General features: G+C 38.4%; 19 protein-coding genes. 6 read left to right on the top strand and 13 right to left on the bottom strand.

Features of this window, described 5'->3' with window-relative positions; all coding sequences use genetic code 11:
* The first annotated feature begins 400 nt into the window (after positions 1–400).
* The gene (locus C4H12_RS00975) at positions 401–1,717 is read left to right on the top strand and encodes a sugar MFS transporter (protein ID WP_106097252.1); all 1,317 of its coding nucleotides are present in this window, start codon (positions 401–403) and stop codon (positions 1,715–1,717) included.
* Positions 1,718–1,935: 218 nt separating this feature from the next.
* On the opposite strand, the gene lysS is transcribed toward C4H12_RS00975, so the two are convergent.
* From lysS to gcvH, 7 genes are all read right to left on the bottom strand, one after another.
* Entirely contained in the window at positions 1,936–3,624 is a 1,689-nt protein-coding gene (gene lysS, locus C4H12_RS00970) for a lysine--tRNA ligase (protein ID WP_106097251.1), read from the bottom strand.
* 86 nt (positions 3,625–3,710) lie between these two features.
* Positions 3,711–4,916, bottom strand: coding sequence for a hypothetical protein (locus C4H12_RS00965; protein WP_106097250.1), 1,206 nt, complete (start codon positions 4,914–4,916; stop codon positions 3,711–3,713).
* Between the two features lie 46 nt (positions 4,917–4,962).
* On the bottom strand, positions 4,963–5,916 hold the full coding sequence (locus tag C4H12_RS00960) for an acetyl-CoA carboxylase carboxyltransferase subunit alpha (protein ID WP_106097249.1): 954 nt from the start codon (positions 5,914–5,916) through the stop codon (positions 4,963–4,965).
* 120 nt (positions 5,917–6,036) lie between these two features.
* Positions 6,037–6,807 (bottom strand): energy transducer TonB, encoded by a 771-nt coding sequence (locus C4H12_RS00955; protein WP_106097248.1) that lies wholly within the window; start codon positions 6,805–6,807, stop codon positions 6,037–6,039.
* 75 nt (positions 6,808–6,882) lie between these two features.
* Positions 6,883–7,614, bottom strand: a complete 732-nt coding sequence (locus tag C4H12_RS00950; protein ID WP_106097247.1) for an energy transducer TonB — start codon at positions 7,612–7,614, stop codon at positions 6,883–6,885.
* 42 nt (positions 7,615–7,656) lie between these two features.
* Positions 7,657–8,064 (bottom strand): VanZ family protein, encoded by a 408-nt coding sequence (locus C4H12_RS00945; RefSeq protein ID WP_254424787.1) that lies wholly within the window; start codon positions 8,062–8,064, stop codon positions 7,657–7,659.
* Positions 8,030–8,392: a glycine cleavage system protein GcvH gene (gene gcvH, locus C4H12_RS00940; protein WP_106097245.1), complete on the bottom strand. Its 363-nt coding sequence runs from the start codon at positions 8,390–8,392 to the stop codon at positions 8,030–8,032. The genes C4H12_RS00945 and gcvH overlap by 35 nt, the downstream gene beginning before the upstream one ends.
* Positions 8,393–9,054: 662 nt before the next feature.
* On the opposite strand from gcvH, the gene C4H12_RS00935 reads away from it, so the two are divergent.
* From C4H12_RS00935 to C4H12_RS00925, 3 genes are read left to right on the top strand one after another with little or no spacing between them, the layout of a single operon-like run.
* Positions 9,055–9,477: an energy transducer TonB gene (locus tag C4H12_RS00935; protein WP_106097244.1), complete on the top strand. Its 423-nt coding sequence runs from the start codon at positions 9,055–9,057 to the stop codon at positions 9,475–9,477.
* Between the two features lie 13 nt (positions 9,478–9,490).
* Complete coding sequence (locus tag C4H12_RS00930) at positions 9,491–9,901, top strand: energy transducer TonB (protein ID WP_106097243.1); 411 nt, start codon at positions 9,491–9,493, stop codon at positions 9,899–9,901.
* A 15-nt stretch (positions 9,902–9,916) separates the two neighbouring features.
* On the top strand, positions 9,917–10,345 hold the full coding sequence (locus tag C4H12_RS00925) for an energy transducer TonB (RefSeq protein ID WP_106097242.1): 429 nt from the start codon (positions 9,917–9,919) through the stop codon (positions 10,343–10,345).
* 16 nt (positions 10,346–10,361) lie between these two features.
* Here C4H12_RS00925 and C4H12_RS00920 read toward each other — a convergent pair whose 3' ends face one another.
* The 3 genes from C4H12_RS00920 to dnaB are packed head-to-tail and all read right to left on the bottom strand — an operon-like array spanning position 10,362 to position 14,038.
* Positions 10,362–11,846 carry a GH3 auxin-responsive promoter family protein gene (locus tag C4H12_RS00920; RefSeq protein WP_106097241.1) on the bottom strand — a complete coding sequence of 495 codons (1,485 nt, stop codon included), beginning with the start codon at positions 11,844–11,846 and terminating at the stop codon, positions 10,362–10,364.
* A gap of 5 nt (positions 11,847–11,851) precedes the next feature.
* Positions 11,852–12,442, bottom strand: a complete 591-nt coding sequence (msrA, locus tag C4H12_RS00915) for a peptide-methionine (S)-S-oxide reductase MsrA (RefSeq protein WP_106097240.1) — start codon at positions 12,440–12,442, stop codon at positions 11,852–11,854.
* A 21-nt stretch (positions 12,443–12,463) separates the two neighbouring features.
* On the bottom strand, positions 12,464–14,038 hold the full coding sequence (dnaB, locus tag C4H12_RS00910; RefSeq protein WP_106097239.1) for a replicative DNA helicase: 1,575 nt from the start codon (positions 14,036–14,038) through the stop codon (positions 12,464–12,466).
* 553 nt (positions 14,039–14,591) lie between these two features.
* On the opposite strand from dnaB, the gene topA reads away from it, so the two are divergent.
* Complete coding sequence (gene topA, locus C4H12_RS00905; RefSeq protein ID WP_106099387.1) at positions 14,592–17,081, top strand: type I DNA topoisomerase; 2,490 nt, start codon at positions 14,592–14,594, stop codon at positions 17,079–17,081.
* Positions 17,082–17,154: 73 nt separating this feature from the next.
* Complete coding sequence (locus tag C4H12_RS00900; RefSeq protein WP_371514467.1) at positions 17,155–21,483, top strand: translocation/assembly module TamB domain-containing protein; 4,329 nt, start codon at positions 17,155–17,157, stop codon at positions 21,481–21,483.
* Positions 21,484–21,609: 126 nt separating this feature from the next.
* Here the strand turns inward: C4H12_RS00900 and C4H12_RS00895 are convergent, their stop codons facing one another.
* From C4H12_RS00895 to C4H12_RS00885, 3 genes are all read right to left on the bottom strand, one after another.
* Positions 21,610–22,689: a bifunctional 3-deoxy-7-phosphoheptulonate synthase/chorismate mutase type II gene (locus C4H12_RS00895; RefSeq protein ID WP_106097237.1), complete on the bottom strand. Its 1,080-nt coding sequence runs from the start codon at positions 22,687–22,689 to the stop codon at positions 21,610–21,612.
* 9 nt (positions 22,690–22,698) lie between these two features.
* Positions 22,699–23,823, bottom strand: coding sequence for a 2-amino-4-hydroxy-6-hydroxymethyldihydropteridine diphosphokinase (folK, locus tag C4H12_RS00890; RefSeq protein WP_106097236.1), 1,125 nt, complete (start codon positions 23,821–23,823; stop codon positions 22,699–22,701).
* A gap of 126 nt (positions 23,824–23,949) precedes the next feature.
* Positions 23,950–24,903 (bottom strand): phosphoribosylaminoimidazolesuccinocarboxamide synthase, encoded by a 954-nt coding sequence (locus tag C4H12_RS00885; protein WP_106097235.1) that lies wholly within the window; start codon positions 24,901–24,903, stop codon positions 23,950–23,952.
* Positions 24,904–25,087 lie beyond the last annotated feature (184 nt).

Genomic DNA, 25,087 nt, shown 5'->3' with positions numbered 1-25,087 from the left:
AATTATAGTTTATTTTAGTTATTAATTATTTGTTCCTATAATAAAAAAGCTACCTCCAACGAAGGATGAACGAAGGATGAGCGAAGGATATACGAAGGATAAACGAAGGATAAACCTTCCCCTCTCCTTACCATTTCCGAGTGCAAAAGTACTACTTTTTTTCATATCTCCTATAACTATGCTATTTTTTTTATAAATATCACCCCTACCAAAAGTATATTTTTACAGCTTAAATTGTTAAAACAGACTTCAAACACTCATTACAAATACTCATTATCAACATATTACAAAAAAGGATTGAAAACACATCAAAAATAAAAAGTTAAATTTTAACGAAATTTTAAAATAATTCCGTACATTTGCGCCGTCAAAAATCAACTTTTTCAACCAATAATTACAAATGAGTAAGTCAAAACAGAGAGTTAAAGCATTTACTTTTGTAGGTCTGTTATTCTTTTTCTTCGGAGCGATAACTGTATTTGTACAATTCTTATTACCATATCTACGCGATATTTTCGAGCTGAATTATACCCATTCAGCAATCTTATTACTTTTCTTTTTCTTACCCTACCTGCTCTTCTCCATACCAGCAGGTTTTGCCCTTAGCCGCATAGGTTACCAGCGCGGCATAGTTTTAGGGCTCGTACTCATCGCTTTAGGAGCACTACTTTTTCACCCTGCTGCCGATGAGCGCTCATTCCCACTATTTATGTCAGCCGTATTCGTATTAGGTACTGGCATCACCTTTTTGCAGGTCGCTGTTAACCCCTATATATCTGCCTTAGGTAGCGAAAGCACTACCCCTAGCCGGCTTACTTACTCACAAGCATTTAATGCCTTAGGCACCTCCTTTGCCCCCATCGCAGCATCTGCATTCTTACTGAAAGACGAAATAAAAAGCAGCGCCGAAATATCCCAAATGGACGAACTCGATAAGCAAATATACCTGCAGTCCGAAGCCCTATCCATACAAATACCTTCTTTATACATTGCCTTTGCAATTATTGTTTTAGCACTCATTTTTTCACTCACCAAGCTACCTTATGCCAATACCGCTATTGAAAAAGTAGAAAAAGAAAACTACATCACTCTCTTAAAAAAACGTTCTCTCCTATTAGGAGCCATAGGAATTTTTCTCTATGTTGGGGCCGAAGTAGTAATAGGCAGCTTTACCATAAACTACCTTGTCGAAATCAATAAAGCTGAAATAATAGAATGCCCCGTAGGAGGTGGTTTATGGGAAAACTTATCCTCTCTCTTTGGCTTCCACACCTCTTCCCTACCCGATCCCAAAGCCATCGTAGGTATTTTCCTTTGCACCTATTGGGGCGGAGCTATGGTAGGGCGCTTCATTGGGGCGCATCTAAGTAATAAGTTTGCACCCTCCAAAATGCTTATGATAGCAGCTCTTTGTGCCATATCACTCATTCTACTTTCTATCAATACCGAAGGATTATTTTCTATGATAAGCCTATTAGCCATAGGGCTCTTTAACTCTATAATGTTCCCTACTATCTTTGCTTTAGCCAATGAAGGTATTGATGAACTAAAAACACAAGCCTCAGGAATTCTTTGCTCTATGATTGTTGGCGGCGGACTCATACCTGTTCTTTACGGCTTCCTTACCGATTATATAGGATTTAGGCTAGCGTTCTTTATTTTAGTAGTATGTTATAGCTACATATTATTTTACGGCTTTTACAAAAGCAACAGATAGTCATCTACAAACAATAAACAATCTATAATTAACAAAAAAAATCAGCGAATTTGCTTTCACAAATTCGCTGATTTTTTTATTTAAGTTTCTACAAAAATGTACTTATAAGTTCATTTCTCAGTGATATCAACTCATCTCTATTAATCTATAAGAAAAAGAAAATGCCAAAGAATATAATACAACCTTTGGCATCTATAATTTACTAATCGAAAAATTGACTAATTTGTTAATTCTACAAACAGTTCTTCTCCTTCTTTTACTACTTTAGCAACTTTCTTGCTGGTAAGCCCTTTGATAGCTTTATCCCATTTCTTGTTAGAGAAAGCAGTTTGTGTTTTAAGAGTTTCTAAAAGAAGCTTTTCTGAAGTTTTTAGTAGTTCGAACACTACTTTTTCATCTTCTGACAACTCTACCGCTTTCTTCTCTGGTCGCATTTGTGGGAAGAAAAGTACTTCTTGTATACTCTCATTATTGGTGAGGAACATAATCAATCTATCCATACCGATACCCAAACCCGAGGTAGGAGGCATACCATATTCAAGAGCTCTCAAAAAGTCTTGATCTATAAACATCGCCTCATCATCACCTTTTTCCGAAAGTCGTAATTGCTCTTCAAAACGCTCACGTTGGTCTATAGGGTCATTAAGCTCAGAGTATGCATTAGCTATTTCTTTACCACATACCATTAGCTCAAAACGCTCCGTAAGGTCAGGATTATCGCGATGTTCTTTGGTAAGTGGCGACATCTCTTTAGGATAATCAGTGATGAAAGTAGGCTGAATGAAGTTACCTTCGCATTTCTCACCAAATATCTCATCTATAAGCTTACCTTTACCCATAGTCTCATCTACTGCAATACCAATAGAATGTGCAAAAGCTCTTAATTCTTCTTCTGTTTTCCCAGTAATATCAAAACCTGTAAACTGTTTGATAGCATCGGTCATAGTAACTCTCGGATAAGGAGCTTTAAAGTCTACTTCGTGTTTGCCAAAAGTAGCTTTAGTAGTACCATTCACTGCGATAGCACAATGCTCAAGCAAACGCTCAGTAAAGTCCATCATCCAGTGGTAATCTTTATAAGCCACATAAATTTCCATTGCAGTAAATTCTGGGTTATGAGTTCTATCCATACCTTCATTACGGAAGTTCTTTGAAAACTCATACACCCCATCAAAACCACCTACAATAAGACGTTTTAAGTACAACTCATTAGCAATACGCATATACAATGGAATATCCAATGCATTGTGATGAGTGATAAACGGACGTGCGCTAGCTCCCCCCGGGATAGCTTGCAATATAGGTGTTTCTACTTCCAAATAACCTGCATCGTTAAAAAACTGACGCATTGCATTGAACAGTTTTGTACGTTTCAAGAACACCTCTTTTACTTGTGGGTTCACTACCAAATCCACATATCGCATACGGTAGCGTTGCTCAGGGTCAGTAAAAGCATCGTGTACTTTGCCTTCTGCATCTACTTTAGGCATAGGTAATGGGCGTAATACTTTTGAAAGAAGAGTAAAGTTCTTAACAGCTACAGTTTTTTCTCCCATCTTAGTGATGAACAAATAGCCTTCTACACCTATAAAGTCGCCTAAGTCAAGAAGCTTTTTAAACACCTCATTGTAGAGCGTTTTATCCTCATTAGGACACATCTCATCACGATTAAAGTACAATTGCATTGTACCTTCACTATCTTGCAATGTAGCAAATGAAGCTTTTCCTTGTACGCGCAACGACATCAATCGCCCAGCTACAACCACTTGTTTACCTTCTTCATAATGATCTGCTACATCCTTAGAAGTAGTATCAACCGGATATAATGGAGCAGGATAAGGATTTATCCCTAATTCTTTTAATTTCGTTAGTTTTTCTCTACGAATTATTTCTTGTTCTGATAACATCTTTTTAATGATTAATATTCAATGATTAATAGTTAGTGGTCAGTTAAAAGCGTTCAGCTTCATAATTTTGCTAATCCTCTAATCTGTTAATTATACTCATACGTATAAACTGTTTTCTCTTTTCCTTCAGTAATCACAATTTTGCTAATACGCTGGTTGTTATCCCAATGATACTCTGTTTTTTCTCCTTCAAAAATATTTCCCCAAAGAGTGGGTTGCTTTGCTATTATTTTACCTTCCTTATTTTTGTATTTATAAGTGATTGGTAAATAATTCTTAGTCCTTGAAAGATGAATAGTAAGATCTAATTCTTTATTAACAATTAGATTTCCTTGCTTGATAATAGCTGCTCTTTCATTTACTGAATAATCAAAAGTTGAAAAGTGTACTATATATAAATCTAAAAAATCTTCTTTGAGTTGTGCGTAATTACAATTGTAATAATTCCCAAAAGGTGGATTATCTTTGGATATAGCTCTTACAAAAATCTCATTATCAGTATAAGCATACAAAGTTTCATCTATAGTACCCTTATTTGATTTTTCTATCTTTTTGCGCAATAATCCATTTTCATAAACATATTCATCTATTGATGACTCCTCACCATCTTCAAAGAAAGACCTTGTTTTAATAAGCTGCCCCTTTTCATTAAGATAGATAGTTCGACTATTTTTTCCATTGCATTTTACTTGAATCATCTTAATTCCTTTTGTATTAATGGGCAAAAGTTCATAAGAACTCATAAAATTACTATAGTCTATTTTTCTAACAAGTTCATAATAAACAATTCTATCAGAAACTTCTTTAGAATGAGAAGTGATTTTCTCTTCTTTGTTCTTATACTGCTCCAATTTACTCAAGAAATAAGTGTAATAATTAGATTGTAGTTTCTTTTTAAGCAGTTTAGGAGAAAAATATTCTGTTGAAAGATAAAGTCCTTTATAAACAATAGGGTCAGAAGTAGATTTTCCATCCCAAAAGATAACTTTAGTACAGTTATCTCCCAAATTATTATCTCCTTCTATATAAACAGTTGTATGTGCTTCATTTTCGAACTGTATCCCCTCACCTTTTTTCAATGAAAGAACTTCACGTACTTCTACATTTAGGAACTTAAAGTTTGTTTCTAGTTCGGTTTTCTCACGATCAATATTTTCTGATAATATCCTACAGTTATTCCTTTTTGCTATCACAAATACAGGTTTCCCTGCTTTGATGTAGTTCTCACTATCTTTTTGCCCATATACAGATACAGACAATAAGATGCTACATAAAAGAAATAAGTATTTCATAGTAATATTGATTATTATGATTATTAGCCAATAGTTAATTGACTAATTACTCTTTATACACCCCCATATTGAGGTATTTATCCATACGCTTCTCTACTAGCCTATCGGCAGGTAGTTTCTTCAATTCTTTATAAGCATCAAGAATTACTTTGCGTATAGTAACAAACATAGCCTCACGATCGTGGTGTGCCCCTCCAAGTGGCTCTTTTATAATCTCATCTATCAACTTGAGTTTTTTCATATCAGGAGCAGTAAGTTTCAAGGCTTCAGCAGCCTCTTTTTTATATTCCCAACTACGCCATAAAATAGATGAACAAGATTCAGGCGAAATTACCGAATACCAAGTATTTTCAAGCATGTACACCTTATCGCCAATACCAATACCCAAAGCTCCTCCTGAGGCACCTTCACCTATGATAAACACAATAGTAGGCACTTTTAAGCGAGACATTTCCAAAAGATTACGTGCAATAGCTTCTCCTTGTCCACGCTCTTCAGCTTCAATCCCTGGAAAAGCTCCTGGGGTATCTACAAAGCATACCACTGGTATATTAAACTTCTCAGCTTGTTTCATCAGGCGAAGGGCTTTGCGGTAGCCCTCAGGGTTGGCCATACCAAAATTGCGATATTGGCGCATCTTGGTATTTACCCCTTTCTGCTGACCAATAAAAAGGAAACTCTGGTCATCTATCTTACCAAAGCCTCCTATCATTGCTTTATCATCTTTTACTGTACGGTCTCCGTGTAGTTCAAGAAAAGTATCTCCAGCAAGGGCTTTGATATAATCCAACGTATAAGGACGCTCCAAATGACGTGATATCTGTACCCGTTGCCATGCTGTCAAATTACTGTAAATCTCTTTCTTTACTTGGTTCAGCTTCTTTTCTATCTTTTTGCAAGCATCACTCATATCTACATCACTCTCATCCCCAATGAGCTGACACTTCTGCATTTGTTCTTCTAACTCTTTAATAGGTTGTTCAAAATCTAAATATTCCATATACTAAGTGTTATCTTGATTTTTAAAGTGCAAAGATATAAAACAATTATCAATTAGCAATAAACTATAAACATTTTTTTGCACAGCTTCTGCTTCTTTTAGTAAGTACAGCCCTTATCTCTACTTAAATTTCACCGAGTAATAAAAGCGCACTGCTCTTGGCACACCTTTGTAAATAGCTGGTTTTACAGCTGGCATTGCTTCAAGAAGTTCCCTTGCTCGTTGTTCCAACTCCTTCGTCTTTCCATTTGTTGAAAATAATTGTGTTTGTCCTTTCTCATCTATCTGTACCCCTACAAACACCTTACCTTCTTCAAAATCTCTATTACCATCAAAAGGTATCAATCCCTTACTTTTCAAATACTGATTAAAATGCTCTATAAAGCATTGAAAATCTTTCTCTCGTGATACATACTCACACCCCTCAAACTGCGGACATTTTTCCACATCTTTTAGCCCCACATAAGTATTGTCTTCTTGCAACTTAAAGATGATAGGATATGCAAAAGTTACTATCTTAGGTTCACCATCGCTTTTACCTGGTATCAATATAGGCAGCTGCTCAATCATATATTTTGCAGCTTCCTCCAAACACTCATCATTACCTCGCACCGCCAATACTTTCACTTTACCTTCTTTATCTATACAAAAACTGACATTCACTCGCCCTTGTATACCTGCCTCCTTTGCTTCAGGAGGATAGTAAAAATATTTCTTTATATGCGCATCCAATGCCTGCTTAAAACATTGCAACTGCTCTTCCTGTGGTTTACCTACACACATTGGAAACATAGGTTTCTCCCGTATTACAATATAAGGATACATCTCTTCTTCCTCCTGTGCTATTAAAAGCATTGGGAATAATAAAAATACAAAATAAAATATCTTCATCACTTTTAATTCAAAAAAAAGCCAGTAGTTAGTCTTCCAACCAACTACTGACTCATACAGTTTATTTTTAAGGAATTATTGTTCCAATTTAAAGCTGATAGGATAACCAAATGTAACTGGAGTAGGTTTTCCACGTTGTTTACCTGGTATCAGCTTAGGTAATTTTTCAATGATGCGACGTGCTTCAGCTTCAAGTAATTTATCCGGACCACGTACACCTAAAACGGTAACAGAACCATCTGTATTAATACGGAAACTCACATTCACCCTTCCTTGGGTACCCATTTCCATTGCTGCTTGTGGGTATTGGAATGTTTTAGCCACGTGTTTATCCAAATTCTCTTTAAAGCATTTTGGCTGCTCAGGTTTAGGCACATTCTTACAAGCCTCAAACATAGGTTTATCCTCAATGATAGTAAAAGGAACATCAATAGGAATATCCTCTTCTACTGGGGTTTGAATCTGTTTTACTTCTACTACTTTTTCTTCTTTAGTAGTCTCGTTACTTGCAATAGCTGTTTCTTGAATGTTAGTGTTGTTTTCCACTACTTCCACAGTTTCTACTACAGCTGGAGCTGGTGGTGGTGGCGGTGGCGGTGGCGTATCAGGAAGTTCTATATGTACCTCCTCTACAGTCTCATCCAACACCTTATCCACTTGTGATTCTCGGCCTCCACCCTTTCCTCCGGTACTTACATTTGTTTCAAAGCCCCATAATGAAAGCCCTGATACAATAGCAAAACCTATAGCAAAGAACAAACCACTACTTTTTGCCAAATCGGCACTTGGATTTTTTTTAGGTTGCATAATGATTTTCTTTAAAAGGTTATTAAATTATACTTTTAACAATTATCTAAAAAGCTCTTTATATCTTGTCATAAATAGTAAAGCAACAACTGTGCCAAATGTATTGAACACCATATCTACTGGGTCGGCACTGCGTGTAACTGTAAGCGCTCCTTGCAGTATTTCCATTGTTGCTCCTATCAAAATTGCACTTACAAACGCCCAAACATAACACTTCTTAACATTAGGTATTATTTTTGTTTCTTTCCAAAAAGCCAAAACAAATAATACTGTATACCCAAAATAGAAACCAAAGTGTACCACCTTATCAAGGTAAGGTATCCGAGGCGCTTGTGGCATTTCTTTACCTTCCACAAGGCTAAGTACTACCACAGCCACTACCCATAACACCCATAAAATAGTGTATTTGCGCTGTTTAAGCATCAATAAGGGCATTGTAATCTTCTTCACTCAGTAATTCGTCCCATTCTTGGGGCGCACTAATCTTAATTTTCACCATCCAGCCCTCTCCATAAGGATCCGTATTTACCACCTCTGGGTGCTGGTTAAGTGATTCGTTAAAACTTACTATCTCACCACTCATAGGCATAAATAGGTCTGATACTGTCTTTATAGCCTCAACCGACCCAAAAATAGCATCTTTAGCCACCGTATCGCCTACTGTTTCTACCTCCACATACACTATATCCGATAGTGATTGCTGAGCAAAATCGGTAATTCCCGCGGTAGCTACCTCGCCTTCCAAGCGCACCCACAAATGGTCTTTAGTAAATTTCATCTTCCTATTAACTTTTCAATTAACAAGTGCCAAAAGTAATACGTTTTTTTTAAACCTGCAAATTTTTTCCTAAAAAAGTTTAAATAAAAAATCTTACCCTCTAATTTTCAGCACCTTCCCTTACAGCTTTTTCAAGCCTTCAAAACCCTCAAAAGCACCCCTCTGCACAATTGCATTTTCCGCAACCCTACCACCCCCAATACTCCCCTCTCCCCTCCCCTACCATTCCTGTATCCTCCCGCCCTACACCAATACACATTAAATGTAATATAAGTATATAGAAATCAGCCTTCTAATTAAACTAAATAGATAATCTAAGATCAGCTTAAAATAAAGAAAGGATGAACAAACAAATAACAAAGGATGAACGAACGAATAACGAACTATAAACGAACTATAAACGAAGGATAAGCATTACTTTATTGATTATCAACACCCTAAACATCAAAACACCCCTTTGCCAAATTCACAACAAAATACACAAAACCTTACATTTTTCTCATATATTTACCATTTTACCACTATTTTCATCACTTCCTCATTACGCATTTTCAATCCCCCTCTTATCTCTTACCTCTTACCTCTTACCTCCCCCAAATCCTCCCCACCCTCTTGCTATTTAATAATTATTTTGTACCTTTGCCAAAATTAACAACACCCCTATGAAAATACCCTTCTTCATACTATTTTGCTGTTACTTAAGCACCTACAGCCAAGAAAAAGAATACTATTCCTATAAAAAAGTAGAAGAAAAACCAAAATTTCAGCAATGCGCGCATATATCTAAAGAAGAACAATTAAAATGCTTCAAACAGCAAATCGACAAGCATATTCAAGAAAAGGTAGAAGCCCTATTCCCTAAAGGATATGAACGCCCCCCTTACATAGGAAAGGCAAACATCTCATTCATTATCGAGCCCAACGGCACCATAAAAATACTTAACGTTTCAGCTACCGACGAAAGTTTAAAAAACGAAGCCAAGCGCATCATTCTCAGCCTACCACACTTTATCCCTGCCAAGCACAACGGCACTCCAGTACCCGTAGGCATTATGTACATTATAGATTTCAATCGCCAATATTAAAAAAATAAATAAAATGAAGAAAATACTCTTATTATTCCTGATTTTAACAGCCTACACTCAAAGCTATAGCCAAGAGGAAGAAGAATTCATACCCTATACAGTAATAGAAGAAAAACCTCTATTCCCCGAATGTAAAAACCTACCCAAAGAAGAACAAAACCGCTGCTTTAAAGAGCAGATAGATAAACACATAGCCCAAAACCTACGCTTCCCCAACAACTCCTGCGCACAAGGTAGGGTAATGGTAAGTTTCCGCATCAATACCGATGGCAGCATAACAATATTAGGAGTACGAGGCTTTGATAAAGACTTCGAAGCCGAAGCCAAACGCCTCATCAGTAGCCTCCCACGCCTCATTCCTGGTAAGCACAAAGGAAAGCCTACAGCCGTAACCTACGCCTTTCCTGTAATATTTAAAAGTTGAAAAAAATTAATTGCAATGAAGAAGATACTCTTACTTTTGGCACTCATCACCTACCAAAGTTACAGCCAAAACACCCATACCGATACCTTTATGCTGCCTTATGATTTTGTTGATCAAAAACCAATGTTCTCACAGTGCCAAGACACCCTCAATGAGCGCCAACACCATTGCTTTAAATCACAGTTAGACCAGCACGTAGCCAAATACTTTCATTACCCCGAACCTGCAGTCGAGATGGGTATTACAGGCAAAGTATTACTATACATCCGCATCAATACCGATGGCAGCACCACTGTACTTAGAACACGTGGTACTGATAAGTTTTTAGAAAAAGAAGCTGAGCGCATTATAAAAAAGTTACCCCCTTTTATACCCGCCCAGCACGTCGGAAAGCCCGTAGCAGTACTTTACAAATACTGCATCAGGTTTAAGTTAATTGATTAGATGTTTTAAATAGAAGTTAAGGAATCAGTTCCTCTACAACGCTCCTATCATTGGCCAAGCGTTGCATTTTATTCTGCCCACCAAGTTTGCCTTTTTTCTTCATATAAGCAGCAAAACCGCCTTCAGGCACTTCGGTAATTTTTAGGGTTTGTAACACCCTACCCTGTATGAGGTCATAATAATACATATTTTGAGTTTGCAGGGCTTTATCTATTATCTCAGCCAATAGTTTCATATCAGCCGGTTTTTGTTCAAACTCTACAAACCACTCGTGGTAAGGCAACTCACCAGCAGTAGGATTCACTTGTGGGGCAACGGTAAACTCGGTTATGCGGGCGCCTGTAGCTTCCAGCCCCTCACGCATAGCCTCTTCTACTTCTTTAGCTATTACATGTTCCCCAAAAGCCGATATAAAGTGCTTAATACGCCCGGTAACTACTATGCGGTAAGGTGCCAATGAAGTAAACTGCACCGTATCGCCTATATTATAACCCCAAAGCCCCGCATTAGTACTGATAATAAGAGCGTAATTCACACCCAGCTGTACATCTTTCAAACTGATACGCTTAGGGTTTTCGGTGAAGAAAGTATCAGCTTCTACAAATTCATAAAAGATACCCGCATTAAGCAGCAGTAGCATTCCCTTTTTCTTCTGGCTATCCTGATAAGCAAAAAAGCCCTCACTGGCAGGGTATAGCTCTATGCTATCTACCTTGCGCCCTATAAGGTGTTCAAACTGCTGCCTATAAGGCTCATAGTTCACCCCACCGTATATAAACAAGCTAAAATTAGGGAACAATTTACCTACCTTCAACCCCGAGCGCTGGTATAGCCGCTCAAAGTACATCAGTACCCACGAAGGGATACCGCTAATGAGAGTCATATTTTTAGAGAAGGTTTCGGTTACAATAGCTTCTACTTTAGTTTCCCAATCATCTATGCAGTTAGTTTTGTAGGAAGGCATACGATTGCGCTGCAAGTAAGCAGGCACATAATGAGCTGCTATCCCCGATAGCCTACCAGTTTTGATACCATTCTTCTCACTTAATATAGGGCTACCTTGTAGGAAAATCATTTTCCCTTCTACAAAGTCAGTTTTTTTAGTTTCATTGATATAGCACAATATAGCATCGCGGGCACCTTGTACGTGATAAGGCATTGAGGCTTTGGTAATGGGTATGTACTTCGCCCCACTGGTAGTACCCGATGTTTTGGCAAAATATAGGGGTTTGCCTTTCCATAACACATCTTTTTCGCCTTTCACTACCCTATCAATATAAGGGCGTAGGGCTTCATAATCACGTAGGGGTACGCGTGCTACAAAATCGGCATAGGTTTTAATTTCATTAAAATGATGATCACGCCCGAAAGCTGTATTCTTGGCTTGAGCTATGAGGTTATGGAATAACTTATCCTGTGTAGCTATGGGGTTATTAGCCCATTTATCAATCTTCTTTTTGGCTACAGCAGCTACTATTTTGGATAGAAATGACTTTATCATAACAATTAATGGTTAATGAGTTTCCTAAGCTTATTAAGGTTATGTTTTTTCTTGGAAAGGGGTATGGGGTTAGCCATACGGGCATTGCGCAGTACTGTAGGATTGATATGGCAAGTAACAGAGGGAAATTTCTCTAAATAATCGATATGCCATTCTTCGGCAGGCTGGAATACCTTAAAGGGTTCGCACTCCACTACTACAGGTTCGGTATAGTGGGCAGCCAAGCGGCGTAGGGCTGCTTGTGCTGTTATTTTTTGTGCTGGGGTAAGGTAGTAGATGCCTGTGCGGTACTGGGTGCCTACATCACTGCCTTGCTTATTAAGGCTGGTAGGGTTAATAGTAGTAAAGAAAAGTGTTAAGAGTTTTTTTAGGCTTATTTGTTGGGGGTCATAGGTAATTTTAACGGCTTCGGCATAACCGGTAGTGCCTGTCATTACTTCTTCATAAATAGGCTTATTGGTGTGCCCATTCACATAGCCCGATTGTACTTGTAGCACGCCACGTACGCGCTTATAGAAGTACTCGGTACCCCAAAAGCAGCCTCCTGCCAGATAGATTATCTCATTGGCAGGTTTTACTTGTTGTATTTTACTCATTTCTTTCACACTTTATTTTACCTAAAACGGTACTTCGTCGGGGGTGGAGGGTGGTGGTGCTACTTGCCCGAATGCTTGTGAGGGAGAAGCCATAGGTACAGGATCAAAGACTATGCCTTCATTCATTTTTGAGCCTAACTCTTCAATACCGCCTCCGCTATAGGCATAGCCTTCATCGAGATTGGCAAACCTACCGAACTGCCCTTCAAACTTGAGGCGTATGTTATCCAATCCTCCGTTACGGTGCTTGGCGACGATGAACTCGGCTTGGCCTGCGGTGGGGGTTTGAGACTCATCGTCCCATTCCATAATTTTGTAGTATTCGGGGCGATAGATGAACGACACTATATCGGCATCTTGCTCAATGGCACCAGACTCACGCAGGTCGGACAGCTGAGGGCGTTTTTGTTGCCCTGGGCGGGACTCGACATTACGTGATAGCTGAGAGAGGGCTATTACGGGTATGTTAAGTTCTTTGGCTAAGGCTTTTAGGTTTCGGGAGATGGTTGATATTTCTTGTTCGCGGTTACCTACGCCTTTGCTACCTCCGGCGCTCATCAGTTGTAGGTAATCGATAATGATGAGTTTTATTTGTTTTTGCTGAGAGAGGCGTCGTGCTTTGGCACGGAGGTCGAATATAGAAATAGAGGGGGTATCATCAATATACAAGGGTGCTTTTTCGAGATCTTTGACGCGGGTATTGAGTACATACCATTCGGCTTCTTCGAGCTTACCGGTGCGGAGCTTCTCGGAAGTAAGTCCGGTTTCGGAGGATATGAGACGGGTGATGAGCTGCACTGCGGACATTTCTAACGAGAAGAATGCTACGGGTATGTTTTGCCCTACGGCTATGTTACGAGCCATAGATAGTGTGAGGGCTGTTTTACCCATACCGGGGCGTGCTGCGACGATGATGAGGTCGCTGGCTTGCCATCCGGAGGTGAGGTGGTCGAGCTTGGTAAATCCTGATGGTACGCCGCTAAATCCGTCGGTTTTGTTGGATAGGTCTTGTATATTTTTAAGGGCTTTGACTACTAAATCGCCAGCGGACTCGGCTGTGCGCTTGAGGTTTCCTTGTGTTACTTCATAGAGTTTTTGTTCGGCGGCATCTAAGGAATCGAACACGTCTTGGGTATCGTCATAGGCGTCTTCAATAATTCCTGAAGATATTTCGATGAGCTTGCGCTTGATGAATTTTTGTAGGATGATGCGAGCGTGGAACTCGACGTTGGCGGATGATGATACGCGCTGTGTGAGGTTGATGAGGTATAGTTCGCCACCTACGGCTTCGAGGTTGCCGTTACGGCGCAGCTGTTCGGCTACGGTGAGCAAATCGATAGCTTCGGACTGGTTGAATAGCTGGAAGATAGCCTCGTATATGAGTTGGTTTTGTTTTTTGTAGAATACTTCGGCATTGAGGATATCGATTACGTCATCGACACCTTTTTTATCGATGAGCATAGCGCCGAGTATTGCCTCCTCGAGGTTTAGGTCTTGAGGGGGTATTTTGCCGCGTTCGAGGGTGGGCTGTACGCGTGTAATCCTCTGGTTTTGAGGTATATTATCGGTTACGGGTATATTATCAGTTTCGTTCATAGGCGCAAAGGTACGAATTAATTATCAAATAGCAAGAGGGTGGGGAGGATTTGGGAGAGGTAAGAGGTAAGAGGTAAGAGATATGAAGGGGATTGAGAATGCGTAATGAGAAATTGATAAAAATAGAAGGAAAATGGTAAATATATGAGAAAAATGTAAAGTTTTGTGTATTTTGTTGTGAATTTAGCAAAGGGATGTTTTAAGGTTAATAGTATTGAAAATGAGGGAAGTAATGCTTATCCTTCGTTTATAGTTCGTTTATAGTTCGTTATTCGTTCGTTCATTGTTCGTTCATCTTGGAGGGTGGTTGGGGGAATGATGGGGGCGGAATGGGCTGATTATTAGGTAAGAATAAAAAATAAGAGGTGAGAGAGTGGAGGAAGGGAATTTTTGCATTATTCGCAATTAGGTAATAGATAAAAGTTGAGAAGTAAGAGGGGTGGGAATAAGTGATATGTATGAGGTTGGTGAGAAAAGTGAAAAGCAAAAAATATTGTTATTTGCAAAAAAGTTTGTACTTTTGCGCCCAATAACTCATAATAACAACAAGCGTATGGCTAAGAATGTAGTGATTGTAGAGTCGCCGGCGAAGGCTAAAACTATTGAAAAGTTTTTAGGTAAGGACTATAAAGTGGTGTCCAGCTATGGGCATATTGTAGATTTACCCTCGAACGAGCTGGGGGTGGATATACAGAATGGTTTTAAGCCTAATTATCTGATTTCAAGTGATAAGAAGAACCTTGTAAAGGAACTCAAAGCACTTACATCGACAGCTGAGACGGTATGGTTGGCATCGGATGAGGACCGCGAAGGAGAGGCCATAGCATGGCACTTGGCGGAGACTTTAAAACTGAAGACGGCTAATACTAAGCGCATTGTATTTAACTCGATTACTAAAAGTGCCATTGAAAAGGCTATTAAGAACCCACGTGGTATAGATTACAATTTGGTAAATGCACAGCAAGCAAGGCGTGTGCTGGATAGGTTGGTGGGTTATGAGCTATCGCCTGTGCTATGGAAGAAGATTAAGAGTGGGCTATCGGCAGGGCGTGTGCAATCGGTAGCGGTACGGCTGATAGTGGAACGTGAGCGTGAGATACAAGAATTTAAAACGCAATCGGCATTTAAAATAAGTGCTGAATTTGTTACACAAGAAGGCAAGATAGTAAGAGCTACGCTGCCAAAAGCATTTGACAATGAGCAAGAAGCGGCTTTGTTTTTGCAACAGAATATAGGAGCTAACTTTAAGGTGGCATCGTTAGAGAAGAAGCCAGCGAAGAAGAGTCCGGCACCACCTTTTACAACTTCGACCCTGCAACAAGAAGCAGCGAGGAAGCTATCATTTTCGGTAAGCAAAACGATGACAGTGGCGCAACGCTTATACGAATCGGGATTTATTACCTATATGCGTACCGATAGTGTGAACCTATCACAAGAGGCACTTACTGCTGCTAAAAATGCTATTATACAGCTTTTTGGTGCGCCTTACAGCCAAGTGCGCAATTTCGCCACTAAAACTAAAGGAGCACAAGAGGCACACGAGGCTATACGCCCTACAGATATGGCAAGGACAAGCATACCAGCTGAAGCAGACCAAAACAAGCTGTATGAACTGATATGGAAACGCACTCTTGCCTCGCAAATGGCTGATGCACAAGTAGAACGTACTACTGTAAAGATTGAAGCAGATAAGCATAATGAGTATTTTACGGCATCGGGTGAGGTGGTGCAATTTGACGGCTTTTTGAAAGTATATTTGGAAAGTACTGATGACGAAGATGAAGAACAAGAGGGTATGCTACCTTCTTTGCACAAAGGAGAGGTACTTGGCAACCATCATATTACAGCTACGGAACGCTATACGCGTCCGCAACCGCGTTATACAGAGGCATCACTGGTGAAAAAGTTGGAAGAGCTAGGTATAGGACGCCCTTCGACCTATGCGCCTACCATTTCGACCATTCAGAACAGAAACTATGTGGAACGCAGCAGCTTGGAGGGAGAAGTGCGCCCTTACCAACAGCTTACCCTTGCTAAAGGCGTTATCAAAACAAAGACACTTACTGAAAAAGTAGGAGCAGATAAAGGAAAACTAATGCCTACTGACATAGGAAGTGTAGTGAATGACTTTTTGGTAAACTACTTTGGCACTATAATGGACTATAATTTTACGGCTAAGGTAGAGAATAGCTTTGACGAAATAGCGGAAGGGAATGAGAATTGGACAGAGATGCTAAGCCAGTTCTACACTCATTTTCACCCCATAGTAGAAAATGTAGAGAAGAATACAGGGCGCGAAACCGGTGAACGTGTATTGGGGGTAGACCCTAAGAGCGGAAGGCCTTTAAGTGTGCGCTTAGGACGCTACGGAGCGATGGCACAAATAGGTAACCCTGATGATAAGGAAAAACCTATTTATGCGAGTTTGCTATCGGGGATGTCGATAGAGACGATTACTTTTGAAGAAGCCTTGAAGCTATTTGAATTACCACGCCATTTGGGTGTTGTAGAGGGCAAGAATGTGGAAGTGAATGTGGGACGTTTTGGGCCTTATGTGCATTATGGAGATGCTTATATATCATTAGCCAAGGGTGAAGACGTATTTGGTGTAACCCTTGAACGCGCTAAAGAGCTGATAGGAGAAAAGCAAAAAGCTGATGCCCCTATTGCAAGTTACCAAGGATTGGAAGTGATAAAGGGAGTAGGAAGATTTGGCCCCTTTATTAAGTGGAACAATAATTATATAAACGTTACTAAGAAATACGATTTCAATAATTTAAGCAAGCACGATATTGAAGAACTGATAGAGAGCAAGCTGAAGAAAGAATCGGAAAAAGTAGTGAAACAGTGGGATGAAGGCGAAATGCGCATAGAAAAAGCCCGCTGGGGTAGATTTACTTTGCTAAAAGGAAAAGCTAAAGTGGAACTACCTAAAGACACAAATGTAGAGACACTGACTAAAGAACAAGCTCTTGCTTTATTAGCCGAAAAAGAGCCAAAACCCAAAGCAGTAGCTAAAAAGGCAGTAAGCAAGAAGAAATAATTTCTATTTTTATACGCATATCAAACGGTTTTTAAAAATACTTGGCAAGATTGTAGTAGTAATTCTCATTATATTGGGGATTGCAGTGGCGGCATTGTCTTTTCCTGCCACCCAAACCTTTATTGCTAAGAAAGTAGTGGCTTACCTAAATGAAGATTTTGGTATTAATATTGACATACAGCGTATTCATATCAAATTCAATGGGAAGGTAGATATTAAAGGCACTTTGGTACGTGATCATAAGCAAGATACCCTTATATGGGCTAAGGAGCTTAGCACCTCTATCTTGGATATAAAACAACTTATAGATGGTAATCTTTATTTTGGAAAGATAGAGGCTAATGAGCTGTTTTTGGATATGAAAACCCATAAAGGAGACACCCTTAGTAACCTTGATGTATTCGTAAATAAGTTTGACTCGGGGAAGCCTAGTTCAGGTAAATTTGTTATGAAAACGGGAAAGATAAACCTGAACAACAGCAGGTGTTATATAAGCGACGAGAACAATGCCGACCCTAACCTTTTGCAATTAGACAAACTGAATGCTGAAGTAGGTAACTTCCAAATATTGGGCAGTAATATAGCGCTAAGTGCTAGTGCTAACTTCACCTATAACAAGCAACTAGAAGTAAGCAATTTGGCGGCTGAAAGATTTGAATATACTGATAGCCTGATGCAAACAGGTTTGCTACATCTGCAACTGAAAGGTAATACTTCAACCTCGTTGGTAGCAAACTTAAAAATGTACCCGTATAATGGTAGCTATGGGAACTTTGTAAATAGTGTAGTATGGGATGCTAATGTGTATGAAGGAAAAGTAAATACAAGCCATCTAAACACCTTTTACAATGGTTTTACCCCTGAACGCCTTATCGAACTAAAAAATGTAACCCTTAAAGGTACTTTAAACAACTTCAATATACCTAAAGGAGAGATTAACTACCAAAACTCTTCAATTACAGGTGATTTATCATTCAAGAACTTACTTTCAAACAATAAAGATATTATTATTGAAGGGAAAGGTGTGTATGCACAAACTATCTATAATGATTTGGCATACCTAATGCCTCAAACATTAGGAGAAAACCTACCTGATGTACTACAAAGGTTGGGATTGGTATCAATAGATGGTGATTTTAGCTATAAAACAACTTCATTATTCACGAATTTAATATTGCGAACCCCAGAAGGGAAGGCACATATTAATGGCTCTTTAGAAGACCTTACTCATACAGATAAAACAACTTTTAAAGCAGACCTCAGCACCGAGCAACTACACTTAGGAAAACTACTTGGTGACAATAGTGTAGGAAACTTAACAGCAGACTTGGTAGTGCGCGGACAAGGCTTTGAGCCGAGTACTATGCAACTATTTGCTAATGGGCATATCCATTCGGTTGGTTACAATGGTTATAACTATAAACGCATTGGGGTAAATGGTGAGCTAAAGCAACAAGTATTCAACGGTAAAATAGATGCACGTGATCCTAATCTTACTATGAAATTTGATGGGCTTGCCGATCTATCGGGGAAAAGTAATAAATTTGATTTCCAAGCTGATATAGCGATAGCAGACTTACACGCCTTGAAGTTTATGGAGCTAGATTCTATCTCGCAGTTCTGTGGAAAGATGGTTATAGACATTTCGGGGAACCAGTTAAATGATATAGTAGGAAAAATAGCCTTTAAAAACACTAATTATATCAACTCGGCGGGTAATTTTAATTTTAAGGATTTTGAAATAACATCGACCCTTAATGATGGGGTGAAGGAAATAAGTATCAATTCGCCTGATATTATTAGTGGGAAAGTAGGAGGAAAATTTAAACTTACTGAAATAAAGAAAGTATTGCAGAATGCGGTAGGTAGCATCTATACTCATTACAATCCTTATAAAATAGAGCCTAACCAGTATGTAGATTTTCACTTTAACATTTACAATAAAATAGTAGAAGTTTTTGTACCACAAGTGAAAATAGGCAGCAATACCTTTATCAATGGGAATATTGATGCAGGAAAAGGAAGCTTCAAACTACAAATGAAATCACCGAGTGTGAACGCTTATAGCAATCAGATTGATAGCCTTAGCCTTGAGATAGATAATAAAAACCCCTTATACAACACCTTCTTAGAGGTTAAAAAAGCAGACTTAGGCGTATATGCTATTCACGATTTTAACCTGATTAATACAACCATTAAAGATACCCTTTTCTTCCGTACAGAATTTAGAGGAGGAGAAACAGCTAAAGACAATTATGAGCTTAACTTTTACCATACACTGAACAAGAAACAAGAATCAATCATAGGTATTAAAAAATCTCTTATTGATTTTAAAGGCAATCAGTGGTACATCAATCGTGAAAATGCTATGAATGAGTACAATAAAATTGTACTAAACCGCACTGCGGATAGTTTGAAGATAAGCAACTTTAAAATGGCTCACCAAAACCAATATATGAACCTTAGTGGGCTTATTACTACTGACAATTACAAAAATTTGCATTTGGTAGCCCATAACGTAGCGCTGGATAAGGTTATGCCTGAAATGAAAGGACTGAACCTTACAGGCACACTTAATGGGAATGTATCACTTACCCAAAAAGGAAATTTGTATTATCCTTCGGCTGACTTATTTGTGCAGTATTTCAAGCTAAATGGTTATGATTATGGTGACTTGGAGATGAGTATTTTTGGGAATAACGACTTATCGTCATTTGATGTTGCAGCATTTTTCTCTAACGGGCGGTCATTAGGTTTTGCTACGCGGGGAAAGATAAACTTAGATAAGAAAAAAGGGACCTTACTTGACCTTAAGGCTTATTTTCAAGATTTTGCTCTATCACCTTTCAATCCTTTTGTGGAAGGTATTTTCTATGATTTACGAGGCACAATGAGTGGGATTGTGAATATACAAGGTAGTGTAAGCGACCCACTAATGGATGGTGAACTGACACTTCATAAAGCAGGAGCGGGTATTAGCTACCTAAAACTGAACACTGATATTAATGAAGGAGCCCGCATAAAGGTAAATAATAAAACTTTTGACATTAATAATTGGACTCTTACTGATACCGATTATAAAACACAGGCCTCTTTAAATGGTACTATTAGGCATAATAAATTATTGGATTGGTTCTTAGACCTCCGCCTACAAACGCTAGGCAAGCGGTTTATGGTACTAAACACACCGTATACAGATGATGCCCTTTTTTATGGTACTGCTTTTATGCAAGGAAAGGCTAGTATTAAAGGAGCTTTGGATGAAATTGCTATTAGTGTAAATGCTAAAACTGAAGAAGGAACTTCCTTTAAAATACCTCTTAGTGATGGAGAAAGTGTAGGAGATGACTCATTTATTACCTTTGTAGAAAAAGGTGATAAAAAAGTAAAAGTACAAAGAGATTTAGAGTCGATTAAGGGATTAGAACTAAACTTTGAATTAGACATACTGCCTACTGCTGAAGTAGAAATAGTGATGGATAAGAAAACTGGTAGCAACCTTGTAGGGCGTGGAGCTGGCACTCTGCTTATTGAAATTAACACTAATGGGAAATTTAATATGTGGGGTGACTTTATTACTTATTCGGGATTTTATAACTTCAAGTATGAAAACTTCATTGATAAGCGATTCAATGTATTGCCAGGAGGCTCTATTTCTTGGAGTGGTGACCCTTTAAAAGCTACATTGCGAGACCTGAAAGCTGCTTATAACCTTAGTGCTAACCCGAGCACACTACTAGAAAGCAACCAATATAACCGCAAAGTAAATACTCAAGTAATTATTAAGCTGGAAGGTGAGCTGATGCACCCTGAAACATTGTTTGATATTACCTTCCCTGATAGTAGTCCAAGTTTAGTATCGGAGCTAAACTATAAACTTGAAGATCAAGACCGTAAACAGTTACAAGCTTTCTCACTTTTAGCACAAGGCTCATTTATGAGTGAAAAGAATACTGATAACCGCTTACTTGCCTATAACCTTTTTGAGACTGCAGCTGGCTTGTTTAACCAATTATTATCGGATGAAGATAATAAACTGAATTTGGGAGTATCATACGAGGCAGGTATTAATGATGGGTCATCGGATATTAATAGTGACCGCTTAGGCTTTACTGTATCGACCCAAATTACTGAATGGGCAAGTGTAAATGCTAAAGTAGGAATACCTGTAGGAGGTGTGAGTCGTACTGCTGTAGCAGGTAATGTAGAGGTTCAATTCCGCCTAAATGCTGATGGAAGTTTAACCGCTAAAATATTTAATCGTGAAAATGAGTGGCAACAATATATGCTTGACCGCATAGGTTATGCCCAAGGGGTAGGACTTACCTATACTGTAGATTTTAATACTTTTAAAGGATTGATGCAGAAAATATTTAAAAAAGGTGGCTCCATAGTAAAGTAATTAAAACTATACTTAGGAGCCATTTCTTTATTTATTGCTCTACCTTATCTTCTTCCTTTTATCAAAAATCATAACTACTTGGAAAGAGACAAGAGTTAAAAGATATTTTAAAGTTAATAGATATCATTATCTTACAACTCGTTCTTGCCTATTAATAGACTCTTGATGAATAGCTTTAAACACCTGAATAATTAAATCTTCACTGAGGTTACGCTGTTCACCTTCTAATATCATCTTACCAAGTATTTCATGCCAACGTTGGTTTTGGAGGATAGCTACATTATTAGCTTTTTTTAGCAAGCCTATTGCATCGGCTATTTCCATACGTTTTTTAAGTAAATCCAGAAGTTGGTCATCTAATACATCAATATGAGAGCGAAAATGGCCTAACTGACTTACATAATCTTCTTCAGAAATGGAAGTCTTTCTAATTCGCAAGTCATTCATTATCTGTACAAGGCGTTCAGGGGTAATTTGCTGAGCTGCATCGCTCCAAGCTGCATCAGGATTACAGTGGGTTTCAATCATTAAACCGTCAAAATTGAGGTCAAGAGCTGTTTGTGATACATCAAATATTAAATCACGCTTCCCTGTAATATGTGATGGATCGCAAATGAGAGGTAAGTTAGGAAACTTATTTTGTAGTTCTATCACTAATTGCCATTCGGGTATATTACGGTATTTGGTTTTCTCATAGGTAGAGAACCCTCGGTGTATTACCCCTAAGTTCTTAATATTAGCTCGTTGCAGGCGTTCCAATGCTCCTATCCACAATGGGAGATCGGGGTTCACTGGATTCTTTACTAATATAATTTTATCGGTATCTTTGAGCTCATCGGCTATTTCCTGAATAATAAAGGGACTCACGGTAGAGCGTGCTCCTATCCACAACATATCGATATTATGTTCTAAGGCAAGTTTCACGTGGTCTTTATTTGCTACTTCTGTAGCTGTTTTAAGTCCTGTTTCTTCTTTTACACGTTGCAACCACTTTAATCCTAAAGCTCCTACTCCTTCAAACATACCAGGGCGAGTACGTGGTTTCCAGATGCCTGCACGAAAGAAAGAGACATCAGTATCTTTGAGACTATGAGCTATTTTTAATACTTGTTCTTCAGTTTCGGCACTGCAAGGTCCTGCTATTACTACTGGATGGTTTAGGTTTAAATTATCTAACCACTGGCGGTTTTCTTTTGTTATTTCCATTGTAATTGATTAATTTTCTCTTATTTTTTCAATAATAAAGTCATAGTGTGTGTAATACTTGACAAAATCAAGATCTGTAACATCAATAATAAGTGAGTTAATAGCTGTGTTTTTTTGAATAAAATCCAAATATCCGTAATGTATTTTTTTTAAGTAATCGGGGGATATATTTTGTTCATAATCTCTACCTCGCTTCTTGATATTTTCGATAAGGCGATCGGTATTTTGGTATAAAAACACATACAAATCGGGCTTAATAATCTGGTTATACAGTATATAAAAAAGCTTCCTATACAATACAAACTCATCATCGGTAAGCGTTATCTTAGAGAAGATGAGTGATTTAAATATATCATAATCTGACACTACAAATTCCTTAAACAAATCCATTTGTGCTAGCTGATCACGCATTTGCTGGTAACGCTCTGTAAGAAAAGACATTTCTAATGTAAAACCATATTGTTTAGGATTTTCGTAGAATTTAGGTAAGAATGGATTATCTGAAAACTGCTCTAATATGAGCTTAGCATTAAAATCTTCAGCTATTTTGGTAGCTAATGTTGTTTTTCCTGAGCCTATATTACCTTCAATAGCGATGTACTTATAGTGCAAAAAAGGTGATTTTTGTGCTGGGAATGACAACTGGTCGGTAAGGCGTTGTACAGGCGATGTATCATCAGTAGTGCGCAGTAACTCTGCTACTGTTTTTTTTAATATAGGGTGCTCTTTATGTTCATCAATAGCTGCTAAAGGCTTGAGTACAAATTTGCGACGATGCAACAAAGGATGAGGTACTGTAAGGAGTTCAGTATTGATAATTCTATCATCATAAAACAATATATCAAGATCGATAGTACGTGATTGATAGCCCTTAGAAGGGGTTCGCTCTCGGCCTAATTCATGTTCTATTTGCAAGAGTTGTGCCATTACCTCATCTGGTGACAAGTAGGTGCGAGAGAGCAAGCAAGTGTTCAGGAAAGCCTCACCGGCAAAGCCCCACGAAGGTGTTTCATAAATAGGGGCAATATCAACAATAGTGCCTACCCGCATAGCAATTCCTTCAATGGCCTGTTGCAAGTAGGCTTTGCGATTCCCTAAATTACTTCCTAATGAAATATATACGTCGTGATTCACTGTTCTTTTTTTGTAGTTCTTGTACTTTTAGACAAAAAAGTCTAACTCATCAGACTTATCAGAAAAACTTTGCCAAAGTATAAAACTTTGGCAAAGCGTAATCTGTATTATCTGTATCAGATAATTTTATTGGTTTTGCAAGAAGCGTAGTACATTTTCTTCTATTCGATGTGCTATATCGGTAGTATCGGCAGGGATAAACTTCTCACCCATAATGTGCTCATAAAGTTCGATATAACGATCGGACACTGATTGTACATACTCATCAGTCATTGCTGGTATTTTTTGTCCTTTTTCGCCTTGAAATCCTTGAGAAATGAGCCACTGGCGTACAAATTCTTTTGAAAGTTGTATTTGAGGTTCGCCATTTTCTTGGCGTTCTTCATAACCTTCTTTATAAAAATATCGAGAAGAATCGGGGGTATGAATTTCATCAATAAGTACAATCTCGCCATCACGAGTTTTACCAAATTCGTATTTGGTATCGACTAAAATGAGTCCGTGTTTGGCTGCTATTTCAGTACCTCGTGCAAATAGGGCGTAGGTGTATTTTTCCATCAAGCGGTAATCGGCTTCACTTACTATGCCTTGGCGGATAATATCCTCACGTGAAATATCCTCATCATGTAATCCTTGTTCGGCCTTAGTAGCAGGAGTAATAATAGGATGCTGAGGGAAAATATCGTTTTGGCGTAATCCTTCGGGGAGGGCTACCCCTGACAACATACGCTTACCATCTTTATACAAGCGTGCTGCGTGCCCTGCGAGATAGCCTCGGATTACCATTTCTACTTTTATAGGTTCGCACACTTGGCCTATTGATACGTTAGGATCGGGGGTAGCGATAAGCCAATTAGGTACAATATCTTCGGTTTGTTGTAAAAAGCTCACAGCCATTTGGTTCAATATCTGCCCTTTATACGGAATTCCTTTAGGAAGGATAGCATCGAAAGCCGAAATACGGTCGGTAGCAATCATAATGAGTGTATCATCTTTAAGCTGATACACATCACGTACTTTCCCTTTGTAAAAAGATTGTTGTTTAGGGAATTTAAAGTTTGTTTTTGTTATGGTATTCATCTTCGTAAAAGTTTTATATTCTTTTCTCGGGGCAAAGGTACAAATAATTTATAAAATAGCAAATTTGTAAAAACAGCAATTTGATTAAATATTAATGATTATAGAAGATTTTTTTTGTAGAAGATAGAGATAATTATAAGAAGAGGTATAAAATAAGAAAAGCTCTCCTTAACAAAGGAAAGCT

The sequence above is a fragment of the Capnocytophaga sp. oral taxon 878 genome (assembly GCF_002999135.1).
Lineage (GTDB): Bacteria > Bacteroidota > Bacteroidia > Flavobacteriales > Flavobacteriaceae > Capnocytophaga.
Note: the sequence above shows the minus strand (reverse complement) of the source record. Positions and strands in the feature narration are given on the sequence as shown.